Origin of the sequence: Lentzea aerocolonigenes (assembly GCF_000974445.1) — a bacterium.
In the GTDB taxonomy this organism is placed as follows: Bacteria; Actinomycetota; Actinomycetes; order Mycobacteriales; family Pseudonocardiaceae; genus Lentzea; species Lentzea aerocolonigenes.
The window spans coordinates 74,018-93,447 of the sequence record NZ_BBOJ01000004.1; the positions used below are offsets into that span (position 1 = coordinate 74,018).

17 protein-coding genes are annotated in these 19,430 nt (G+C 68.9%); 8 read left to right on the forward strand and 9 right to left on the reverse strand.

Features of this window, described 5'->3' with window-relative positions; all coding sequences use genetic code 11:
• Nucleotides 1–72: 72 nt before the first annotated feature.
• Nucleotides 73–441, forward strand: a complete 369-nt coding sequence (locus AOM45_RS08645; RefSeq protein WP_030464871.1) for a heavy metal-responsive transcriptional regulator — start codon at nucleotides 73–75, stop codon at nucleotides 439–441.
• Between the two features lie 118 nt (nucleotides 442–559).
• On the opposite strand, the gene cpt is transcribed toward AOM45_RS08645, so the two are convergent.
• Together cpt and AOM45_RS08655 are read right to left on the reverse strand one after the other, a co-directional pair.
• Nucleotides 560–1,117 (reverse strand): chloramphenicol phosphotransferase CPT, encoded by a 558-nt coding sequence (cpt, locus tag AOM45_RS08650; RefSeq protein ID WP_236703246.1) that lies wholly within the window; start codon nucleotides 1,115–1,117, stop codon nucleotides 560–562.
• Nucleotides 1,118–1,352: 235 nt separating this feature from the next.
• On the reverse strand, nucleotides 1,353–2,672 hold the full coding sequence (locus tag AOM45_RS08655) for an NAD(P)-binding domain-containing protein (RefSeq protein WP_030464873.1): 1,320 nt from the start codon (nucleotides 2,670–2,672) through the stop codon (nucleotides 1,353–1,355).
• A 179-nt stretch (nucleotides 2,673–2,851) separates the two neighbouring features.
• Here AOM45_RS08655 and AOM45_RS08660 point away from each other — a divergent pair, with 179 nt between their 5' ends.
• The 4 genes from AOM45_RS08660 to AOM45_RS08675 all read left to right on the forward strand — a co-directional run bounded on the left by AOM45_RS08660 (nucleotide 2,852) and on the right by AOM45_RS08675 (nucleotide 5,981).
• Nucleotides 2,852–3,541, forward strand: coding sequence for a hypothetical protein (locus AOM45_RS08660; RefSeq protein WP_051782704.1), 690 nt, complete (start codon nucleotides 2,852–2,854; stop codon nucleotides 3,539–3,541).
• Nucleotides 3,542–3,550: 9 nt separating this feature from the next.
• Entirely contained in the window at nucleotides 3,551–4,729 is a 1,179-nt protein-coding gene (locus tag AOM45_RS08665; protein WP_030464875.1) for an RtcB family protein, read from the forward strand.
• Between the two features lie 69 nt (nucleotides 4,730–4,798).
• A complete protein-coding gene (locus tag AOM45_RS08670) occupies nucleotides 4,799–5,383 on the forward strand; it encodes a hypothetical protein (protein ID WP_030464876.1) in 585 nt (194 codons plus the stop codon).
• 22 nt (nucleotides 5,384–5,405) lie between these two features.
• Nucleotides 5,406–5,981: a hypothetical protein gene (locus tag AOM45_RS08675; RefSeq protein ID WP_051782705.1), complete on the forward strand. Its 576-nt coding sequence runs from the start codon at nucleotides 5,406–5,408 to the stop codon at nucleotides 5,979–5,981.
• Nucleotides 5,982–6,052: 71 nt separating this feature from the next.
• On the opposite strand, the gene AOM45_RS08680 is transcribed toward AOM45_RS08675, so the two are convergent.
• The 6 genes from AOM45_RS08680 to AOM45_RS08705 form a co-directional block, all read right to left on the reverse strand.
• Nucleotides 6,053–6,394: a hypothetical protein gene (locus AOM45_RS08680; RefSeq protein ID WP_030464878.1), complete on the reverse strand. Its 342-nt coding sequence runs from the start codon at nucleotides 6,392–6,394 to the stop codon at nucleotides 6,053–6,055.
• Between the two features lie 152 nt (nucleotides 6,395–6,546).
• Nucleotides 6,547–10,155, reverse strand: coding sequence for an ABC transporter substrate-binding protein (locus AOM45_RS08685; RefSeq protein WP_030464879.1), 3,609 nt, complete (start codon nucleotides 10,153–10,155; stop codon nucleotides 6,547–6,549).
• A gap of 3 nt (nucleotides 10,156–10,158) precedes the next feature.
• Nucleotides 10,159–10,926, reverse strand: a complete 768-nt coding sequence (locus tag AOM45_RS08690; RefSeq protein ID WP_030464880.1) for a GntR family transcriptional regulator — start codon at nucleotides 10,924–10,926, stop codon at nucleotides 10,159–10,161.
• Nucleotides 10,927–10,957: 31 nt separating this feature from the next.
• Nucleotides 10,958–11,791, reverse strand: a complete 834-nt coding sequence (locus AOM45_RS08695; protein WP_030464881.1) for a glutamate ABC transporter substrate-binding protein — start codon at nucleotides 11,789–11,791, stop codon at nucleotides 10,958–10,960.
• A gap of 152 nt (nucleotides 11,792–11,943) precedes the next feature.
• Complete coding sequence (locus AOM45_RS08700) at nucleotides 11,944–14,601, reverse strand: bifunctional acetate--CoA ligase family protein/GNAT family N-acetyltransferase (protein ID WP_030464882.1); 2,658 nt, start codon at nucleotides 14,599–14,601, stop codon at nucleotides 11,944–11,946.
• A gap of 6 nt (nucleotides 14,602–14,607) precedes the next feature.
• Complete coding sequence (locus AOM45_RS08705) at nucleotides 14,608–15,780, reverse strand: acetoin utilization protein AcuC (protein WP_030464883.1); 1,173 nt, start codon at nucleotides 15,778–15,780, stop codon at nucleotides 14,608–14,610.
• A gap of 211 nt (nucleotides 15,781–15,991) precedes the next feature.
• Between AOM45_RS08705 and AOM45_RS08710 the strand changes: the two genes are divergently transcribed.
• Complete coding sequence (locus AOM45_RS08710; RefSeq protein WP_030464884.1) at nucleotides 15,992–16,594, forward strand: hypothetical protein; 603 nt, start codon at nucleotides 15,992–15,994, stop codon at nucleotides 16,592–16,594.
• Between the two features lie 13 nt (nucleotides 16,595–16,607).
• On the opposite strand, the gene AOM45_RS08715 is transcribed toward AOM45_RS08710, so the two are convergent.
• On the reverse strand, nucleotides 16,608–17,459 hold the full coding sequence (locus AOM45_RS08715; RefSeq protein ID WP_030464885.1) for a sulfurtransferase: 852 nt from the start codon (nucleotides 17,457–17,459) through the stop codon (nucleotides 16,608–16,610).
• 78 nt (nucleotides 17,460–17,537) lie between these two features.
• Between AOM45_RS08715 and AOM45_RS08720 the strand changes: the two genes are divergently transcribed.
• The gene (locus AOM45_RS08720) at nucleotides 17,538–18,233 is read left to right on the forward strand and encodes an iron-dependent transcriptional repressor DtxR (RefSeq protein ID WP_030464886.1); all 696 of its coding nucleotides are present in this window, start codon (nucleotides 17,538–17,540) and stop codon (nucleotides 18,231–18,233) included.
• Nucleotides 18,230–19,405: a galactokinase gene (galK, locus tag AOM45_RS08725; protein WP_030464887.1), complete on the forward strand. Its 1,176-nt coding sequence runs from the start codon at nucleotides 18,230–18,232 to the stop codon at nucleotides 19,403–19,405. Before AOM45_RS08720 ends, galK begins: the two co-directional genes overlap by 4 nt.
• Nucleotides 19,406–19,430: the final 25 nt, after the last annotated feature.

A 19,430-nucleotide genomic window follows, 5' to 3' on the forward strand; every position in this document is an offset into this window, starting at 1 on the left:
ACGTCGGCAGCCCCGCTTTTCGTTGTGGAGCGCTTGACCTTGGAGTGCACTCACAGGTTTAGCGTTGGTCGCATGAGAGTCGCCGAGCTCGCACGTCAGGTCGGGGTCCGGCCCGACACGGTCCGGTACTACGAACGCGCGGGCCTGATCGCACCGCCGCCGCGCACCTCGTCGGGCTACCGGCAGTACCCGTCGTCGGCCGCCGACCGGATCCGGTTCATCCGCGACTGCCAGCGCCTGGGACTGACCCTGCGCGAGATCTCGTCGTTGCTGGCGATCCGCGACACCGGCGAGTGTCCGTGCGAACCGGCCGAGGAACTGCTGCGGCGCCACATCGCCGAGATCGACGCGGAACTGTCCCGGCTGACGCGACTCCGTTCAGACCTGGTGGACATGGTCGGCACCGACTGTTCACCGTGGTGCCCACCGGAGGGGAGGTGAGAGGGATGGACGACTGCTGCACGAGCTGCGACTGCTGCTGACCGAACGCTCCGTTGACCGATCCGGCGAGGCGCCCGCCGGACTCACGGCAATATATTGGATACGAGCACCCCTGCACCTAGCTCTGGCCGACCCTCTCAGCGATCACCTTCGCGCACTCGACCGCCTCGGCCCGCCCGGTGTCGACCTCGACGTCGTAGGTCATCCCGCGATGCACCAGATCGGCCTGGGCCTCGGCCATCCCGGACACCCGATCCCCACGAGCGAGCTCCCTCCCCGCGGCGACGGCGGCGTCACAGCGGACCCCGACCCACAGCACGTCGAGCCCGTCCAGGGCCTTCTCCCACCGCTGCCGTGACTCGACCCCGCCGAGGAACACGTCGTCCACGATCACCCGCGCCCCCGCGCGCACCATCGCGCCAACGCCTTCCATCCACGCGTCCTCGAGCAGCCGGAACTCGGCCCCGACGCTCACCTCACCGCCGTCCGCGAACCCGATCCCCTCGGATCCGAGCCGCAACCGCGCGGGCATCACGTCGATCAAAGTGTCGACCCCGATTGCCAGCCAGGCTTCGGGCAACAGCGCCTGCAGACACCGCGCGATCCCTGACTTGCCCGAGCTGGACCCACCGTTGAGAACGATCACCCGAACACTCGACGACACAGCACCAGTCACCGGCCGACCGTACCCACGCAACCGCACCCACCACGATCGTTTTCGCCGCCCAACCGCTTCCGCCCCAGCTCAGAACCCTTCTGCCAACTGATATATCAGCTGATCCATCAGTCGTGGCTCGGCCACCCCCGGATGCAAAAAACGTTTGCGGACGAAGTCAAAAGACTCATTGCAAAGGTGCCGGGAGCGTGTCAGGGCGTTGATGAGCACCTCGCGGCCCTCCCCGCGGGCCTCGTCAGCGACGTGCCGCGCCCGCCCGACGCTCCTCCTGCAGCTCCCGCTGGTACCCGAGGAAGTCGACCTCCAGGGTGTGCCGCTTCGACTTCACGTACCGGCTCCGCAGCGACTCCCGGTACGTGGCGATCTCCGCCTTCATCTCCGGCACCGACGGCAGCGCCGCACGCCCGGACACGAGGTCGGCGATCCACTCGGACTGCGCCTCGGCGAGCGGCATGATCGCGCCGAGCGGCTGGATCAGCCCGAGGAAGTACAGCCCGGGATGGTCCGGATCCACGACCCGCTGGTACAGCGACACCTCGTTGTCCGCGGACGACACGGCGGGGTACGAGGCGGCGTCCAGGAACGGGAAGTCGACCTTGTACCCGGTGCAGTAGACGATCACGTCGACCTCCTCCCGGCTGCCGTCCGCGAACACGACCCCGGAGCCGTCCAAGCGCTCGATGTTCGGCTTCACGGTGATGTCGCCGTGCCCGAGCCGGGTCAGCAGGTCGTCGGACACCGTCGGGTGCGCTGCGAGGATGCCGTGTGAGGGCTCGGGCAGGCCGTAGCCGGAGAGCTTGCCGCGCGCGAGCCGCAGCATCGCCCGGAGCGACAGCGCCTGCAGCCAGGCCGGCGCGAAACGGGCGAGCGGCGAGGTCGTCAGGTGGTCGGTCGGCATTCCGAAGAGGTACTTGGGCATGATGTGCGCGCCGCGGCGCATCGCCAGGAACGTCCGTGCGGAGACGCGTGAAGACTCGACCGCGATGTCGCAGGCCGAGTTGCCGATGCCGAGCACCAGCACCTTCTTGTCCGCGAAACGCTCCGGCGTCTTGTAGAAGTGCGCGTGCATCTCCTCGCCGTCGAACGAGCCGGGGAACGCGGGTTCCGGCATCCGCGGTGACCAGTGATGGCCGTTCGCGACGATTACAGAGCCATACGTTCGTGAGAGCTCTTCACCGGTGTCGCGATCGCGCGTGGTGACCGAATAACCCCCGGATTCGGCAGTGACCGACGTGACCTCGGTGCGGAACCGGATGCGGTCGCGGAACCCGTGGTGTTTGACGAAGTCGTCGAAGTACTCGGCGATCTGGAAGTGCGAGGGGTACGCGGGCAGGTGTGCCGGCATCGGGAACGACTTGAACTCCATCATCTGCCGCGAGGTGTTGATGTGGAGCGAGCGGTAGGCGGAGGACATGCCGTTGTCGTTCAGGTAGCGCCAGTTGCCACCGATCTCGGACCCGGTCTCGTAGCAGTCGAACTCGATGCCGCGGGCGCTGAGCACCTGACATGCGGCGATGCCGGAAGAACCCGCCCCGATGACGCACACGCGATCCATGACGCTGAAGTATTTTCACGTTACACGCGGCTGTCAATCACCTGGACACGGGTAGGGCAGACGCGATCGTGGCGAAGCCCGGTCACACCAGGTCATCCCCGTGCCAGCGCGAACAAGCGGTAGCCCGCTGAGTGGAACGTAGTGTGCCGAGCCCAGCTTGAGCCAATACGTTGTGCCGCATGCGAAAGCTTCTCGTGGCAGTCACGTCGGTACTGGCCTTCACGGTCTCCACGGGCACGGCGGCAGGCGCACCGCTGCCGTGCCCGGAGATCTTCGCGACGAACAACACCGCAGTCATCACCGATCCGAACGACCCGCGCCTGCGGGACAGGCTGGTCGCGTTCGACCGCGAGGTCCGCGGCATCGTGCTCGCCAACGGCGGCGTCACCACCCGCTCCACGCTGCTCGACGGCGTGTTCTGGTCGAGCAGCCTCCAGCAGACGACGTTCGAGCGTTCCCGCAAGTTCGACGTCACGCTCGGCGAGGAGAGCCTGCGCCACACCGCCTCCACGATCAGCAAGCAGTTCCGGCAGGAGTCGGTGCTCACGTTCAGCTTCCTGCCGTCGAACTCGCCGAAGGTCGACGCCGTCCAGGTCGAGGTCGACGGCATCACCGCGAAACAGGTCCGCGAAGGCCTTCTCAACGACGCAGTCGCGCGCGAGAAGCTCGGCGGCGGAAGCGTCACGTTGCAGAACAAGGCGATCCTCATCGCGGACGTCAACGACCTGCCGACCGTGCGCGCGTTCGTCACGACCATCGGCGGCGACATGAGCAAAGCGAAGGTCCGCAAGGGCACGTGGGAATTCGTGTCCGGCTCGGAAGAAACTTCCCGTGAAACTCCTTTGTGGATCAACAAGAGCGCCGCCTAACCTGAAGTCATGGCAGCAACCCTGGTCCGCGGCCAGAACGTGGACATCCGCATGTGGACTCGACCGGACGAGGTCGAGGAGTTCGCCATGCGACAGCTCCAGAACATCTCCGCGCTGCCGTGGGCCGTCAAGCACATTGCGGTGATGCCGGACGTGCATTACGGCAAGGGCGCCACGGTGGGATCGGTGATCGCGTTGCGCGACGCCGTCTCCCCCGCGGCCGTCGGCGTGGACATCGGCTGCGGCATGACCGCCGTGCGCACCTCGCTCACGGCGAGCGACCTGCCGGAGACGCTGCGCGGCCTGCGGTCCCGCGTGGAGGCTGTGGTCCCCGTCGGTTTCGGCCAGCACAAGGCGACCGCGTTCACCGAGAGGGACGCGTCCGACTGGGGTGCGTTCTGGAAGCGGTTCGACGAGCTGACGCCGGCGGTCAAGGCGCGCGCCGACAAGGCGATGCACCAGATGGGCACGCTCGGCGGCGGCAACCACTTCCTGGAGATCTGCCTCGACACCGACCAGCGCGTGTGGGTCATGCTGCACTCGGGGTCGCGCGGCATCGGCAACGAGCTGGCGCAGCACCACATCTCGGTGGCGCGCACCCTCGCGCACAACGCCGAGCTGCCGGACCCGGACCTCGCCGTGTTCCTCTCGGGCACGCCCGAGATGGCGGCGTACCGGCACGACCTGTACTGGGCGCAGGACTACGCACGCCGTAACCGCGCGGTCATGCTGCGTTTGGTGTGCGACGTGCTGCGCGCCGAGTTCCCGCGGATCCTCTTCGAGGAGCCGATCTCCTGTCATCACAACTACGTGGCGGAGGAGACGCACTTCGGCGAGGACGTGCTGGTGACCCGCAAGGGCGCGATTCGTGCCGGACGTGGCGAGCTGGGCATCATCCCCGGCTCGATGGGCACCGGCTCGTACATCGTGCGCGGGCTCGGGAACCCTGACTCGTTCCAGTCGGCGTCGCACGGTGCCGGCCGGAAGATGTCGCGCAACAAGGCCCGTAAGACGTTCACCGAGCAGGATCTCGCCGCCCAGACAAGTGGTGTCGAGTGCCGCAAGGACTCCGGTGTGGTGGACGAGATTCCGGGCGCCTACAAGGACATCGACACCGTGATGGCGAACCAGTCCGACCTGGTCGAGGTCGTCGCGAAGCTCAAGCAGGTGGTTTGTATCAAGGGTTGATGTTTCCGCTGCGAGTACGCGGGAAAGCCTCCAGGACAGCAGAGTTATGGCCTGTCTTGGAGGTTTTCCATGTCAACGGGCGCCATCATCGGCCTGGTGGCCGCGGTTATCGTCGTGCTGGCGGTCCTCTTCTTCGTGCTGAGGCCCGCGATGCAGCGCAAGAAGCTGCGCGACCGCTTCGGCCCCGAATACGACCGCGCGGTCTCTGACAGTGACAGCAGAACCGCCGCGGAGAAGGAGCTCGCCGAGCGGGAGCACCGCCACAGCGAGTTCGACTTGAAGCCGCTTTCCCCTGCGGCGCAGGACAGTTACCGCCGGCACTGGGCGGACGTGCAGGCCAAGTTCGTCGACTCGCCGGAGAGTGCGATCGCGGACGCCGACCGGCTCGTGACCGATCTGATGTCCGAGCGCGGTTACCCCACCGAGGGTTACGAGGCGCAGCTGAGCGTGCTGTCCGTCGAGCACGCACGGACCCTCGACCACTACCGCAAGGCGCACGACATCTCCGAACGCCAGGAGATCGGCGAGGCGAGCACCGAGGATCTGCGCACCGCGATGGTGCACTACCGCGAACTGTTCACGGATCTGCTCGAACACGGCGCAGGCCCGCGCAAGGACCGCGAAGCCGCGCGGAAGGAGAAGACCGATGTCTGAGGCCCCAGTGAGGAAAGCTCCGGTGACCAACGATCCCGCGTCCGCTCCCCCGCAGCAGTCGGCTCAGGAGCAGCGGCAGATGCACGAGCAGCGCCAGGGAGACGACCAGCGCACGGCTGGGGAGCAGCGATCGGCCCCGGACCCGCGGTCGTCGCAGGACCAGCGCACCGTCCAGGATCCGCGCACTGCTCAGGACCAGCGCACCGCGCAAGACCAGCGCATGACCCAGGACCAGCGCACGGCCCGGGACCAGCGGACAGCACATGACGAGCGGACCGCCCAGGACCAGCGCACGATCCAGGAAGAGCGGCCGTCACACGAGCAGCACGCGACCGCACAGCAGTCGACTCGCTCCCAGCAGACCGTCGGCCGGCTGGAAGACGAGTGGCAGGCCGTGCAGTACGAGTTCGTCGACGACCCGAAGGCCGCCGTCCGCAAGGCCGACGACCTCGTGAAGCGGGCCATCGAGGAACTCACGACCCGTCACCGTTCGCTCACCGAGCAGCTCAAGGGAAACGGTAATCCGCAGACCGAGGACCTGCGACTGGCGCTCCACCGCTATCGGGAACTCTTCAAGTCGCTCGTCTCCGCCAAGTGACAACTGTGTTCGATCAGTGAACCCCGGCGTCGCGGCCGTAACAGGTGGCGGCGCCGGCTGGCGTGCGGAGATCAGCTGGGCAGTTCCCGGATCTCCATCTCCAGCACGTCGATCTCGTCGCTGATGGCCTCGTCGAGCATGTCGTCGAGCAGCTTGCGGCACTCCGCCGACCCGCAGCGCGGCAGACCCGCGCCGAACCGCGGCACCTGCTCCCACCACACCGCCGGGTTGTTCCAGAACGACCCCGAGCCCTGATCGACACCCTCGAGGCACCGCAGCTTCTGGTCGCTCTCCGGAAGCGCTCGCACGAACTCGATGAACAACGCGAGTGCGTCGGGGTTGCTCACCGGGACCGCGCCGTAGCCGCGCAGGCAGTCCTCGAGCTCAGCGAGGAACTCCGTCTTGAAGGACACGGCACACCCCCGCTCCTCCGCACCGTTGCGGACATCCAGAGTTCGTACCGTCAACAGTACCTCCGCGGCCTGAGCGGGAAACGAGTGCGAACGGGCGGTATCTTCCTGCGCTCACACGAGGTCCCGTGACCCGCAGTCACGTCACGGATCCGCTACGCACCCTCGTGCGTGACGTAATGAGATACGAGAAACCCGTTGTCCAGCTTGACGATCTGCCCCACGACGAGCTTGTCGGCCGGGTCCGCACCGGACAGGCCGGTTCCGCCGGGGCGGGCGAACGTCAGCCTCCCGGACGCGCCCGGGAAGTCACGCATAGTGCGCAGCTTCTGGAAAACGTGTTCCCGTGACGAACCAACCTCAGTCGAGCGCGCGACGACGCTGACGGCGTCGTAGGCGAGCAGGACGTGTCCGTTGGGGCCCGAAAGAAAAGCCCGTCTCGCATGTCGCTTCTGCGCTGCTTCGTAGGTGGTGAAGAACTGTTGCGTCGACTGGGGAATCGACTCGTGTCCGGGTGTCCACGCGAACGTCGTGAAGTAGAGCCTTCCGTCGGCGAATCGTTTGATGTCTTCCAGATCGGTGAAGCTGGTCGTCTCCAGCTGGGTCAGGTCGTCCCCGCCGAACACCACGGGGTCGGTGCAGTTGCTGTGGCTCAGCTCGGTCAGCAGCCCGCCGACCTCGGCGGCGCGGCCGGTGTAGAGGATCAACGGCTTCGGCGACTTGCCGCAGATGTTCGACACGACGGTGCCGAGCTGAGCGGTCACCGTGTTCGCGGTCTCGTCGTAGTCGTGCTGCTCGGGCTTGAGCACCTCGCGGAACTCGTCGGCGAGATCCGCGCTGTACTCGTCACCGGTGCTGCGCACGAGGTGCACCGGGCGGTCTCGCAGCGCTTCGGTGCGCTCGATGATCCGCGCGGCGACCTGGGCCTGGCGATCGTTGGCCGGGGCGATGCGGAAGAAATAAGGCTTCTCGCTGAAGTTCGTCGACGACAGGGACGAGCCGACCATCGGGATGCCGTTCGCGTGATCTTTCGACGGCCCCAGGATGCCGAGCGCCGACAACGTGGTCCCGCGGCTCTGCCCGAGTCCCGTCACCGCGATCACGTTCGCGTCACGCTCGGCGTACGCGCGGATCTCGCCCGCGACCCTTTCCGCGTACTTCGACTCACCACCGAAGTTCGCGAGAACGAGACGCACCAACGGGTTGCGGCCGAGCCCGTCGAGCTGGTTCCAGTCGCGCTGGGCGAGATAGGCGCCGCGCAGCTCGTTCACCCCGGCCGACAGGTCGCGCTTCACGCGCTCGTTGGAGCTGAGCATCGTGGCGACGACGATCGTGACGACGCGGCGGTCATTCACCTTGGCCGCGCGGTCGTTCTCCTCGGCGATGAGCTTCGCGAGCTCCTCGACCTCGGCGTCGTCGTTGTTCTGCAGCGCCGGGTCACCGTAGGCGAACCGACCTGGTTTCTCACTCAGGCCGACACACTGCACGCCATCCACTTTGGACAGATGAGGTCGCTTGCCCGCGAGGTCGGCGATGAGATCGACTGGGTCGTAAATGCCGTAGCGCAGACAGTTGTTGCTGCTCTGGAGGTAGAAAGCCGCGCCGTACAACACGAGCAGCACGGCGACGAGGTAGACCGCGACGCGGCGCAACGCGTTGCGGCCGGGCCAGCGTCGCGGGTACGGGTACCTGCCGATGGTGGACGAGCGCGGCAACGCCCCCGGCGGCGACGCGGGAATGTCGTTTTCGAGCACGCGTTTCGTTGTGCGGTAAGCGGTCAGGTGTTCCTCGGCGCCGTCGAGCTCCTGATGAGTGCGCAACACCCGGTCGTACATCTCGACGGTCGGGCGGACGATCCTGCTGCGGGAGCGCAGTTCCCACGTGGCGATGACCGCGTCCTCCAGCAGCCCGGTCTCAGGCCGCACCACGCGGTCGTAGCGGCGGTGGATGTTGCGTCTGGTACCGGTTCTGAGGCGCTCCCACCACGTGCGGGGCTCCTCCTCGAACTCCGGTTCGCCCTCCCCCGGCGGCATCGGCGCCTCGGCGACGGCCGCGAGCTCCGCGATCCAGCGGTCGCTGCGTTCGTCGACGTGGGGACGCAACCTGTGCGCGACGAGGTGGACTTCGCCGAGCGCGAGTGCGTGGTACAGCGCGTCTTCGCGTTGCCCGAGGCTGTCGTAGCGGTCCTTGAGCAGCCGATGGACCTTCCTGTGCGAGAACGGCTGATCCTCTGGCACCTCGCGAAGCCTGCGCACCAGCAGGTCGCGCAACAGCGGGTGCAGCACGAAGTTGTCGCCGTCCTGCCGCACGAAGCTGAGCTGTGCCAGCAAAGCACGCATGTTCTCGGCCGACCAGGACGCCGGCAGCAGCGCGCGGATCACGTGCCGGTCGAGCACACGCGGAGCGGCGAGGCGGGCGAAGATCTCGCGCGCCGCCTCGCGTTCCGGCATCTCCTCCGCGCCGGGAATCCGTTGGAAGAACCGGAGAAGCAGGTAGTCGCCGACCGTGGCATCCTGGAAAGTCGTGGTCTCGTCGACCGGCAACCGCTCGTCGAACACCGAACGCACCGACGGCAGCACCTGGTCGCGGGCGAACACGAACTGCACGAGCTGGATCGCGAGCCGCACCGCGAGCGGGTGGCCGTGCGTGACCTCCTGCAGCTCCTCGATGAGCGCCTCGGACTCGACGGTGCTGTTGCGGGTGCGGTTCCACTCGGCGAGGAACTGCCGTGTCTGCGCCAACGTGAACGGCTTCAGGCACACCGGCTTGAACACCGACGGCACAGCATCGGCCTGTGGCGGCGCCGACTGCTTGGTGGCGATGACGAGCAACGGCACGTGCGGTTCCTGAACGCGCCGTTCCGCGAGCAGGCTCAGGAAGTCCGTCGCCCGCGCGGTGGGTCGCGGACGTTTCGGTGGCAGGTAGGAGTCGATGCCGTCGAGCAGGTCGGCGCCGTCGAGGAGCAGCAGGCTGTTCATCCTGCGGTAGCCGCGGAACCGGTAGGCGGCCGTGATGTCGGCGAGGAACGCGGCGACCAGCAACCGGTCGATCTCCAGCGTGTCACCGGCCCGGTGGAGGCCCCACATGTGCACGAGCGCGGCGTCGAACTTCGGGCGCCCGACGTAGTTCTCGAACCACCGCAACGCACTCGCGACCCGCGGGCCGCCCAGCAGCCACCGCAAGGGGCGCGGCGCGACGACCGCGAGCCCGATGAGCCGCAGCAGGAGCGGCCGCAGCACCTTCCCGAGTCCCTGGGCGGGCGGCAGCATCTCGACGACCTCGGCGGCGTCGGCGACCGCGACCAGCCTCGTCATCTGCTTGGCGGCGAGCTCACGTGCCCGGTGGAGCGGGTCGTCACCGATGTCCGCATCCGTCTCCGCGTTCATCTCTGGGCGCAGCGCGAGGCGGGCGAGGGCGTAGCGCGGCAGCCGCATGCGGCCGAACTCGGCGTGCCGGTAGGAGCGCAGCTGCTCGGCCGCGACGTCGAGGATGTCCTTGCAGGAGCGGGAACCCGCCCGGTCGAGGTCGACCTTGGCCGTGGGGGCGTCGCGGTAGCGCCGGCGGACGTGGTCGAGCAGCGACGTCTTGCCGCTGCCGCCCGGCCCGTAGGCGACGATCACCGGCAGGGGGTGCTTGTGGCGGCGTTCGACCAGCGACTCCACCAGTGCGGTGATGTCGTCCCTGCCGACGAGCCCGATCTCCGGTTCCAGCGCCATGATCCTCAGACGCTTCGGGAACCGATCCTGTTCCGTCTCCAACGACATGGCCTAACGGCCGGCGTGCAGCCTCGCCACGAAGCTGAACCGATCACCGCGGTACAGCGACCGGGCGCGTTCGATCGGGTGCCCGTCGACGTCGTAGGAGACGCGGTGCAGCAACAGCATCGGCAGTGCGGGATTCGTTCCGATGAGCAGCGCCTCACGGGGCGTGGCGAGCACGGTTTCGACGCGTTCCTCGGCTTCGGCGAACCGCACGCCGAGCCGTTCGGTGAGGCACGCGTAGAGCGATCCGGCCGGGTCGAGCTTCTCCAGCAGGCCGGGGAAGCGGCCGAGGCTCAGGTAGGTCGACTCGAGGCCGATGCGCTCGTCGTCGGCGAGCAGGACCCGTTCCAGGTGCACGACCGGATCGCCGGGTTCGATCATCAGGTCGCGAGCCAGGCCGTCGTCGGCGCCGAGCTCCTCGACGGTGATCACGGTGCGGTTCGGTTCGACGCCCTGCCTGCGCATGCCTTCGGTGTAGCTGACCAGCGACAACGGCTGGACGAGCTTCGGCGGCGCCACGAACGTGCCGCTGCCCTGGCGGCGGATGAGCTTGCCTTCGAGAACGAGCTCGCTGACGGCCTGGCGGAGCGTCACGCGCGAGACGGAGAACCGTTCGGCGAGCTCGCGCTCGGACGGCAGGACGGTGCCTTCACCGAGGGTCTCGACGAGGTCGAACAGCTCTGCCTTGACCGCGTAGTAGCGCGGGACTCGGCCGTGTTCTGGGATGCCCGCGCGAACGGGTCGATCAGCGCGGTGCGGCGGGACGCGGTTCACGTGACGTGAGCCTACGTCACCTTCTGTGCGATCAGGGGGCCAGCTTCGGCGGGTCGGGGATCTTGTAGCCGGAAGATCCGATGTTGGCCTCCAGCGACTTGCGCCAGGCACCGCTGTCGATCATCTTCTGCAGTGCTGCCTGGACCTTCGACTTGCTGCTGGGGTCGTCGCGGTGCAGGCCGACGCCGTACTCCTCCTTGCTGAACGACTGGCCGACGACCCGCAGGAGCTCGGGATTCTGGGCTGCGTAGCCCGCGAGCAGGACGTCGTCGGTGGTGACGGCGTCGACGTTGTTGGCCAGCAGTGCCGTGACGCAGTCGCTGAACTTCGCGTACTCGACCATCTTCACGTCCTTGGCGAACTGGTCGCGCACGTACGCGGCGGAGGTCGAGCCGGCCGTGGAGCACAGGCGAAGGGTGCCGTTGAGCGACTTCGGGCCCTCGATGCGGGTCTCGTTCATGCGCACCAGCAGGTCCTGGCCCGCGACGAAGTAGGGGCCGACGAAGTCGACGATCTCCTTGCGCTTGTCCGTGATCGAGTACGTGGAGACGACCATGTCGGCTTCACCGCTGGTCAGCAGCGTCTCCCGGTTGCCGGGCTGCGCTTCCTTCCAGGTGATGTTCTGCTCGTCGACGCCCAGCTCGTTCGCGATGAACTTGGCCACGTCGACGTCGAAACCGCGGTAGCTGCCGTCGAGCCTGCGCACCGCCATACCCGGCTGGTCGTACGACACGGCGATGGTCATGCGGTCGTCGGCGCTGACCTTTCCCACCATGGTGGACTTGTCGCCGCCCGCGCACGAAGCGAGGAGCAGCACAGCCGCACATGTCGTCGCCACCAGGCGGAGGAGCGCTCTCGGCGTCATTCGTCCCTCTTACAACGGTTCTTCTGGTCCCACGGGCATGCGCCGACGCACCTTGGCAGCGTTGCTCGGCGATGCCGGAAACCTAGGCGGCGATGCGGCGCATGTCCATACCCCGGCGTGAATGAGACAACAGAATCGTTGCCGTAACACGATCAACGCAGACGGCGTGGACCGGCATCGTGCAGGGACGGAGGCGGGCCGATGACGATGCGCGCGCTGCTGACGAAAGCCCCTGCGGCAGAAGCAAGAACAGGTTCGAGCTTCAGCGAGCGCACCTCCGGAAGGTCCTCCGCCAGTGCCGCCAAACGGAGCACCAGATCCTGAAGTGCTTTCAGGTCCGCGGGTTCGTCGCCGCGGTAACCGGTCAGCAGAGGCGCCGCTTTCGGTGCCGCAACGAGTTCCGCCGCGTCGGTGTCGGTGAGGGGTACTGCCCGGTAGGCACGGTCGCCGAGGAGGTCGCTGACGAGACCTGACAGTCCGAACCAGACCAACGTGCCGAAGCTCGGGTCGTCCTGCAGGCCCAGCACGCAGCTGACTCCCTTGGGTGCCATGCGTTGCACGTACACACCCGGCTTGCCCGACAGCGCCGCGAGGTCGTGGTAGGCGGCCTTGACCGATTCCTGCTGGGCGATGTCGAGCCGGACGCCGACGAGGTCCGTGCGGTGACGCAGGCGTTCGCTGGTGGCCTTCATCGCGACGGGGTAGCCGAGCTCGTCCGCGGCCCGGGCGGCTTGCTCGGCACTGTGGGCGATGCGGAACGGAACGACGTCGATGCCGTAGCACGCGAGCAGTTCGACGGCTTGGTCGTCGTCGAGCCTGCGCTCTGCGCTCGTGCCGTCCACAATGGACCGCGCACGTTCGGTGTCGATGCCCTCCGGTCTGATGAAGGTGCCCTGGGGTGCCGCGCGCCAGTGGGCGTAGCGGACGGCGCGGGCCAATGCGAGAACGGCGCGTTCCGGACTGGCGTAGCTGGGAATCGAGCCCTTGCCGGGCATTTTCAGCTCGTCTGGAATGCCCTCGACCGCGAGGAACGTCGAGACGATCGGTTTCGTGCGGTGCGCGGCGTCCTTGAGCGCGCGGGCGTAGGCGGCGCCGGGGACCGCGATCGGCGGGACGAACACGACGACGAGAGCGTCGGTGTCGGGGCGGTCGAGGGCCTCCTTGACCGCTTTCGCGAACTCCTCGGGGGTGGCCTGGGCGCCGACGTCGACGGGGTCGCCCGCGAGGTCGAGGTCCTGGGCCAGCAACGTGTCGGCGGCGAGCAGGCCGATGGCGGTGGAGTTGCCGACGACGGCGACACGCTTGCCCTGCGGCAACGGCTGGTGAGCGAGCAGGAGCGCCGTGTCGAACAGCTGGGCCAGCGAGTCGACCCGGATGACGCCGGCCTGCTCGAACAGCGCCTGCACGCTCGCCTCGTCGACCTTGGCGCCGGTGGCGGCGAGACCGGGCACGACGGCGTGGCGGCCGGACTTCACCGCGACGATGGGCTTGGTGCGGCCGAGGCGGCGCGCGAGCCTGGCGAACTTGCGCGGGTTGCCGAACGACTCCAGGTAGAGCAGGACGACGTCGGTGGCCGGGTCGGTCTCCCAGTACTGCAGGAGGTCGTTGCCGGAGACGTCGGCGCGGTTGCCCGCCGAGACGAACGTGGACAGGCCGAGGCCCCAGCCCGCGGCGTTGGCCAGGATGGCGGTGCCGAGGGCGCCGGACTGGCAGAAGAAGCCGGCGCGGCCGCGTGCGGGGAGCTTCGGGGCGAGGCTCGCGTTGAGGCGGACCTTGGGGTCGAGGTTGAGCACGCCGAGCGCGTTCGGGCCGACGACGCGCATGCCGTGCGCTCTCGCCTCGGCCGCGAGCCTGCGTTCGGCGGACAGACCGTCCGGTCCCGTCTCGCCGTAGCCGGAGCTGACGACGACGAGCGCCTTCACGCCCTTGGCGAGGCATCCGTCCATGACCTCGTCGACGCTGGCGGCGGGGACGGCGACGACAGCGAGGTCGACGTCGTCGGGGATGTCGAGCACGGTCGGGTAGGCCCGCACGCCTCTGACCGCGCGGTGCTCGGCGTTGACCGGGTAGACGGGGCCGGTGAAGTCGGCTTCGAGGAGGTTCTTGAGGACCGCGTGGCCGATCTTGGTGGGGTCGGTGGAGGCGCCGATGACGGCGACGCTGCGCGGGTGCAGCAGGTTGTGCACGCTGCGGGCTTCGGCGGCCTGCTCGCGAGCCCTGGCGACGGCGACGGACTCGTCGGTGGGGTCGATGGCGAACTCCAGGTGCAGCACGCCCTCCTCGAACGCCCTGCTGACCTGGTAGCCGGCGTCGCGGAACACCCGGACCATCTGCCCGTTCTCGGCGAGGACCTCGGCCTCGAACCGGGTCAGCCCGACCTCCCTGGCCGCGGCGGCGAGGTGTTCGAGCAGGATGCTGCCCAGCCCGCGCCCCTGGTGGCCGTCCTCGACGACGAACGCGACCTCAGCCGAATCTCCCTGATGACCGCCTGGGTGATTGTCACCGTGCAGCCGGTCGAACCTGCCGACCGCGACGATGTCGTCACCGAGCAACGCGATGAGCGCCACCCGGTCGTGGTGGTCGACGGTGCTGAACCGCTCGAGGTCGCGCTGCGGGATCCGCGGGTAGGGCCCGAAGTACCGGAAGTACCGGGTCCGCTCCGAGAGCCTCCCGTGGAACTCCTTGAGCTTCTCGCCGTCGTCGGGCGTGATCGGTCGCAGGTGGACGGTGCCGCCGTCGCTGAGGACGACGTCCGCCTCCCAGTGCCGGGGGAAGTCGAACGGGTCCCGGCGCCCATCTGTGGAGCCCATTGGCTTCTAGTCCCTGGGGTCGTCCGGATCGAGTCCGTGCAACGGGAACACCGCACGACGCGTGTCCCGGATCGCCTTGTCCACCGGTTCCTCCGCGTCCCCGCCCCACGGCTGGTGCACAGGGTCGCATCCATCGGTCATCGACGCAGGCAAAGGCCAGTCGGGCGCGATCCGTGTCGCATGCGCCACCCAGTCCGCGGGCAACGGCCGCGCCGGGTCGACGTCGCGGTCCAGCACGGTCGCCAGCAGGTGCGTCCACGACCGCGGCACGACCCTGAGCAGCTCGTACCCGCCACCGCCGAGCGCGAGCCACTTGTACCCGTGCTCGTTGACCAGCTCGCGGAACGCCTGGTAGATCGCCCGGTGCCCGTCGACGCTGAGCGCCAGGTCCGCGAGCGGATCCTCCTTGTGCGTGTCGACACCGCACTGCGTGACCAGCACCTGCGGCCGGAACGCCTTGAGCAACGCCGGCACGGTGGCGTGAAACGCCCGCAGCCACCCGCCGTCCCGCGTCCCCGCGGGCAACGGCACGTTGACCGCACTCCCCTCGGCCCCCGCGCCACCGACCTCGCCGGCCCACCCCGTCCCCGGCCACAGGCTCATCGGATGCTGGTGCAACGAGATCGTCAGCACCCGCGGGTCGTCCCAGAACGCCGTCTGCACCCCGTCACCGTGATGGACGTCGACATCGACGTACGCGATGCGCTCGACCCCGCTGCGCAACAACCACTCGATGGCCACCGCGCAGTCGTTGTAGACGCAGAACCCGGCCGCGCTGTCCGGCATGGCGTGGTGCAACCCACCGGCGATGTTGACCGCCCGGTCCGCCTCACCCGACGCGATGGCCCGAGCCGCCGCCAGCGACCCGCCCACGACCAGCGCCGAAGCCTCGTGCATCCGCTCGAACACGGGGTTGTCCGGCGTCCCCAGCCCGTGCCCGACGTCCCACCCGGCCGTCGGCGCCGCCTGCACGGCGCTCAGATATCCGGGCCGATGCACCAGTTCGATCTCTTCGTCGCTGGCAGCCGCGGGCACCCGCAGGTCGACCCCGTCCAGCACCCCGAGCGCCGTGGCGAGCCGAACCGTGAGGTCGAGCCGGACGGGGTTCAGCGGATGGTCGCCACCGAGGTCGTACCCGAGGAAGGACCTGTCCCAGACAACAGCGGCTGGCTTACCCATGGCCAGCAACCTACCCACCGATCGGCCGAGCCGGTGATCACAGGTTGGCCGCCACCCGCGCCCGACACCCCCGAGCCGCCTACAGTGCCACTTCTCCGGGCCACCTCGCCGGGCCACCTCGCCGGGCCACCTCGCGGGGTCCACCTCGCGGGTCCACCTCGCCGGGGCCCGAATCCGGAACCGATCTCACCGAACAGGGGTCAGAGGCGACATGCACCTGCGACCAGCGGCCATTTTCCTCGCGCTGACCCTGACCCTCGCCGCCGTCACGGGCTGCAGTGAACAGGTCAAGGGCAGCGCGGTGGCGAACACCAACGCCGCCCCCGAACCGGCCGACCCCACCTCGACCTCGAAGAAGCCGCCCACCAGCACCTCGTCCACGAAACAGGCGGACCCCACCGCCCAGAAACCGGGCGACGTCAAGATCACCACCAAGAAGAAAGCCTCGGGCCTCGAGACCTGCGGCGTCCTCAAACCCGCGGACATCGAAGCCGCCACCGGCGGCAAGTCCTCGGCGGACGGCGGCTGCATCCAGACCACCACCGGCCCGTCCACCGTCATCACCCAGATGGTCACGGTCCCGGACGTGACGGACCAGGAGGGTGAGAAGAAGCAGATCGAAATCGGCGGCAACACGGCATGGCAGGTCAGCGCCTCCAAGGAGGACTGCCAGTTCACCGTCATGCTGACCGACGACCCGGCCGTCATCACCCCGGCCTTCTCGGTGAGCGTGCTGGCGATCGAGGAGATCGACACCTGCGCCACCGCCCTGAAGCTCACCACCCAGGGCTTCGAACGCATCCCGAACGCCTGACCCGCCGCCCGCATCAGCCGCCAGTAGCGACCTCGCGGTCCAGCGCACACCAGTTGGACCAAGACCCGGCGTACAGCGCCGCGGGCTTCTCGGCCGACGTGATCCCGGCAACCTCCAGCGCCAGCACCACGGACGAAGCGGTCACCCCCGACCCGCAGTACGCCCCCACGGCCAGGTCACCCGACACCCCGATGCCGGCGAACCGCTCAGCCAGCTCCGCCGCATCGAGCCACCGCCCGTCCGCACCGACGTGCCCGGAGGACGGCGCGTTGAGCGCACCCGGAACGTGCCCGGCCTTGGGGTCCACCGGCTCGGTCTCACCGCGGTACCGAGCCGCCGCCCGCGCGTCGAGCAGCACGCCCTCCTGAGCGAGCGCCGCCGCCTCGTCCGCGTCCAGCACCGGCATCTGCCCAGGCCTCACCACCACGTCACCAGCCGAGTCACCCGACCGCACCTCAGGCTCCTCCGCGGTGACGGGCAACCCGGCCGCCTCCCACGCGGCGAACCCGCCGTCCAGCACCGCGACCTCGCCGTACCCGGCCCACCGCAACAGCCACCACACCCGCGCCGCGACCGAGCCGTCCCCCGCGTCGTAGGCCACGACCTGGCCGCCTTCGCGCACACCCGCGCGGCGCAGCACCTCCTGCAACCGCTCCGGATCCGGCAGCGGATGCCTGCCGCCGACACCGGGCGGGGCCGACAGCTCGGTGTCCAGATCCACGTACACCGCGCCGGGCACGTGGCTGACCTCGTAGTCTTGGCGTCCGGGTGGCCCGCCAAGACGCCACCGGACGTCCAGCACGACGGTGGCCGGTCGCGCACTCAGCGCGTCGGCGAGGGCCTCAGGAGTGATCAAGGGATGCACGGCTCACATCCTGCACCCGCGCGGACACCTGTGTCCCCCGGCACGACTACCATTGACACCATACGAAGGGGAGCGGGTGTGAACGACCTCATCGACACCACGGAGATGTATCTCCGCACGATCTACGAGCTCGAAGAAGAGGGCGTCGTGCCACTGCGCGCCCGCATCGCCGAGCGTCTCGGCCAAAGTGGACCGACGGTGAGCCAGACCGTCGGCCGCATGGAGCGAGACGGCCTGGTGGTCGTGGCGGAGGACCGCCACCTCGAGCTCACCGAGCAGGGCCGCAACCTCGCGATCGCCGTCATGCGCAAGCACCGGCTCGCCGAGCGCCTCCTCGTGGACATCATCGGGCTCGAGTGGGAGCACGTGCACAGCGAGGCATGCCGCTGGGAGCACGTGATGAGCGAGGCGGTCGAGCGCAAGCTCATCAAGCTGCTCGGCAACCCCACCACCTCGCCCTACGGCAACCCGATCCCCGGCCTCGACAAGCTGGGCGACGGCGAGCCCGCCCCGCCCGCCGAGGCAGACCTGGTGCGTGTGGACGAGGTGGCCCGCCGCGGCGGCGGCCGCGTCGAGGTCCGCCGCATCGCCGAGCACGTCCAGCTGGACCCCGACCTCATGGCCGAGCTGAAGGACGCAGGCGTCGTGCCGGGCGGCACCGTGCAGGTCGAGGCGCTCGCCGGCGCCAAGGTCGTGCAGGTGCGCGGCGGCAACGGCAACCTCGCCGAGCTCGACCCCGCGGTCGCCCACGCCGTCCTGGTGCTCGCCCGGTGACTCAGACGACGACACCGGCGACGAAGGCGGCCGAAGCGTTCCAGCGCCTTCACGGACGCACTCCCGAGGGAGTCTGGTCGGCTCCTGGCCGCGTCAACCTCATCGGCGAGCACACCGACTACAACGACGGCTACGTGCTGCCGTTCGCGTTGCCCCACCGCATCGCGGTCGCGGCATCGGCCCGCACCGACGGCGTGCTGACCGTCAGCACTCTCGGCGACGACGGCGGCGTGCAGGACGCGGACCCGGTCGTGGTGAGCGACCTAGTTCCGGGGACCGTCAAGGGGTGGGCCGCGTACCCCAGCGGCGTCGCCTGGGCCCTGCGCGAGCAGGGGATCGCCGTCACCGGCGGGGCTGACCTCGTCATCGCGGGCGACGTCCCCGCGGGGGCTGGTCTCTCCTCGTCGCACGCCTTGGAGTGCGCCGTCGCGCTCGCGCTGCTCGGCCTCGCCGGCGTCGACGCCGAGCGCACGGACATCGCGCGCTGGGTGCAGAGCTCCGAGAACGACTTCGTGGGTGCGCCAACCGGCATTCTGGACCAGACGGCATCGCTGTGCTGCGTCGAAGCGCACGCCCTGTTTTACGACGTGCGCTCCGGCAAGCCGGAACAGGTCGCGTTCGACGCGGCTGCCAGCGGGCTCGAGGTGCTGGTCATCGACACCCGTGCCAGCCACGCTCTCGTCGACGGCGGCTACGGCGCCCGGCGGGCGGGCTGCGAACGTGCCGCCGAGATCCTCGGCGTCCCCGCGCTGCGCGACGTCGACATCGCCGAACTCGACCAGACGCTCGTCCGGCTGCCCGAAGAGCTGCGTCCGCTGGTGCGGCACGTCGTGACCGAGAACGACAGAGTCCTGCGCACCGTCGAGCTGCTCCGTGCGGGCAAACTCGCTGACATCGGCCCCCTTCTCTCGGGATCGCACGCGAGTCTCCGGGACGATTACCGGGTCTCCTGCCTCGAGCTGGACGTCGCCGTCGACTCCGCCATGGCGGCCGGTGCTCTCGGCGCTCGGATGGTCGGCGGCGGCTTCGGTGGCTCGGCCATCGCCCTCGTTCCCGTCGAGCGGCACGACGAGGTCGAACGGTCGGTGCTCGCCGGCTTCGCCTCGCGCTCGCTCACGCGGCCGAGGCTCTTCACGGCGGTTCCGTCCGCGGGCGCGGGCAGGGACCGGTAGCGAACAACGATCTTGATCAGGAATG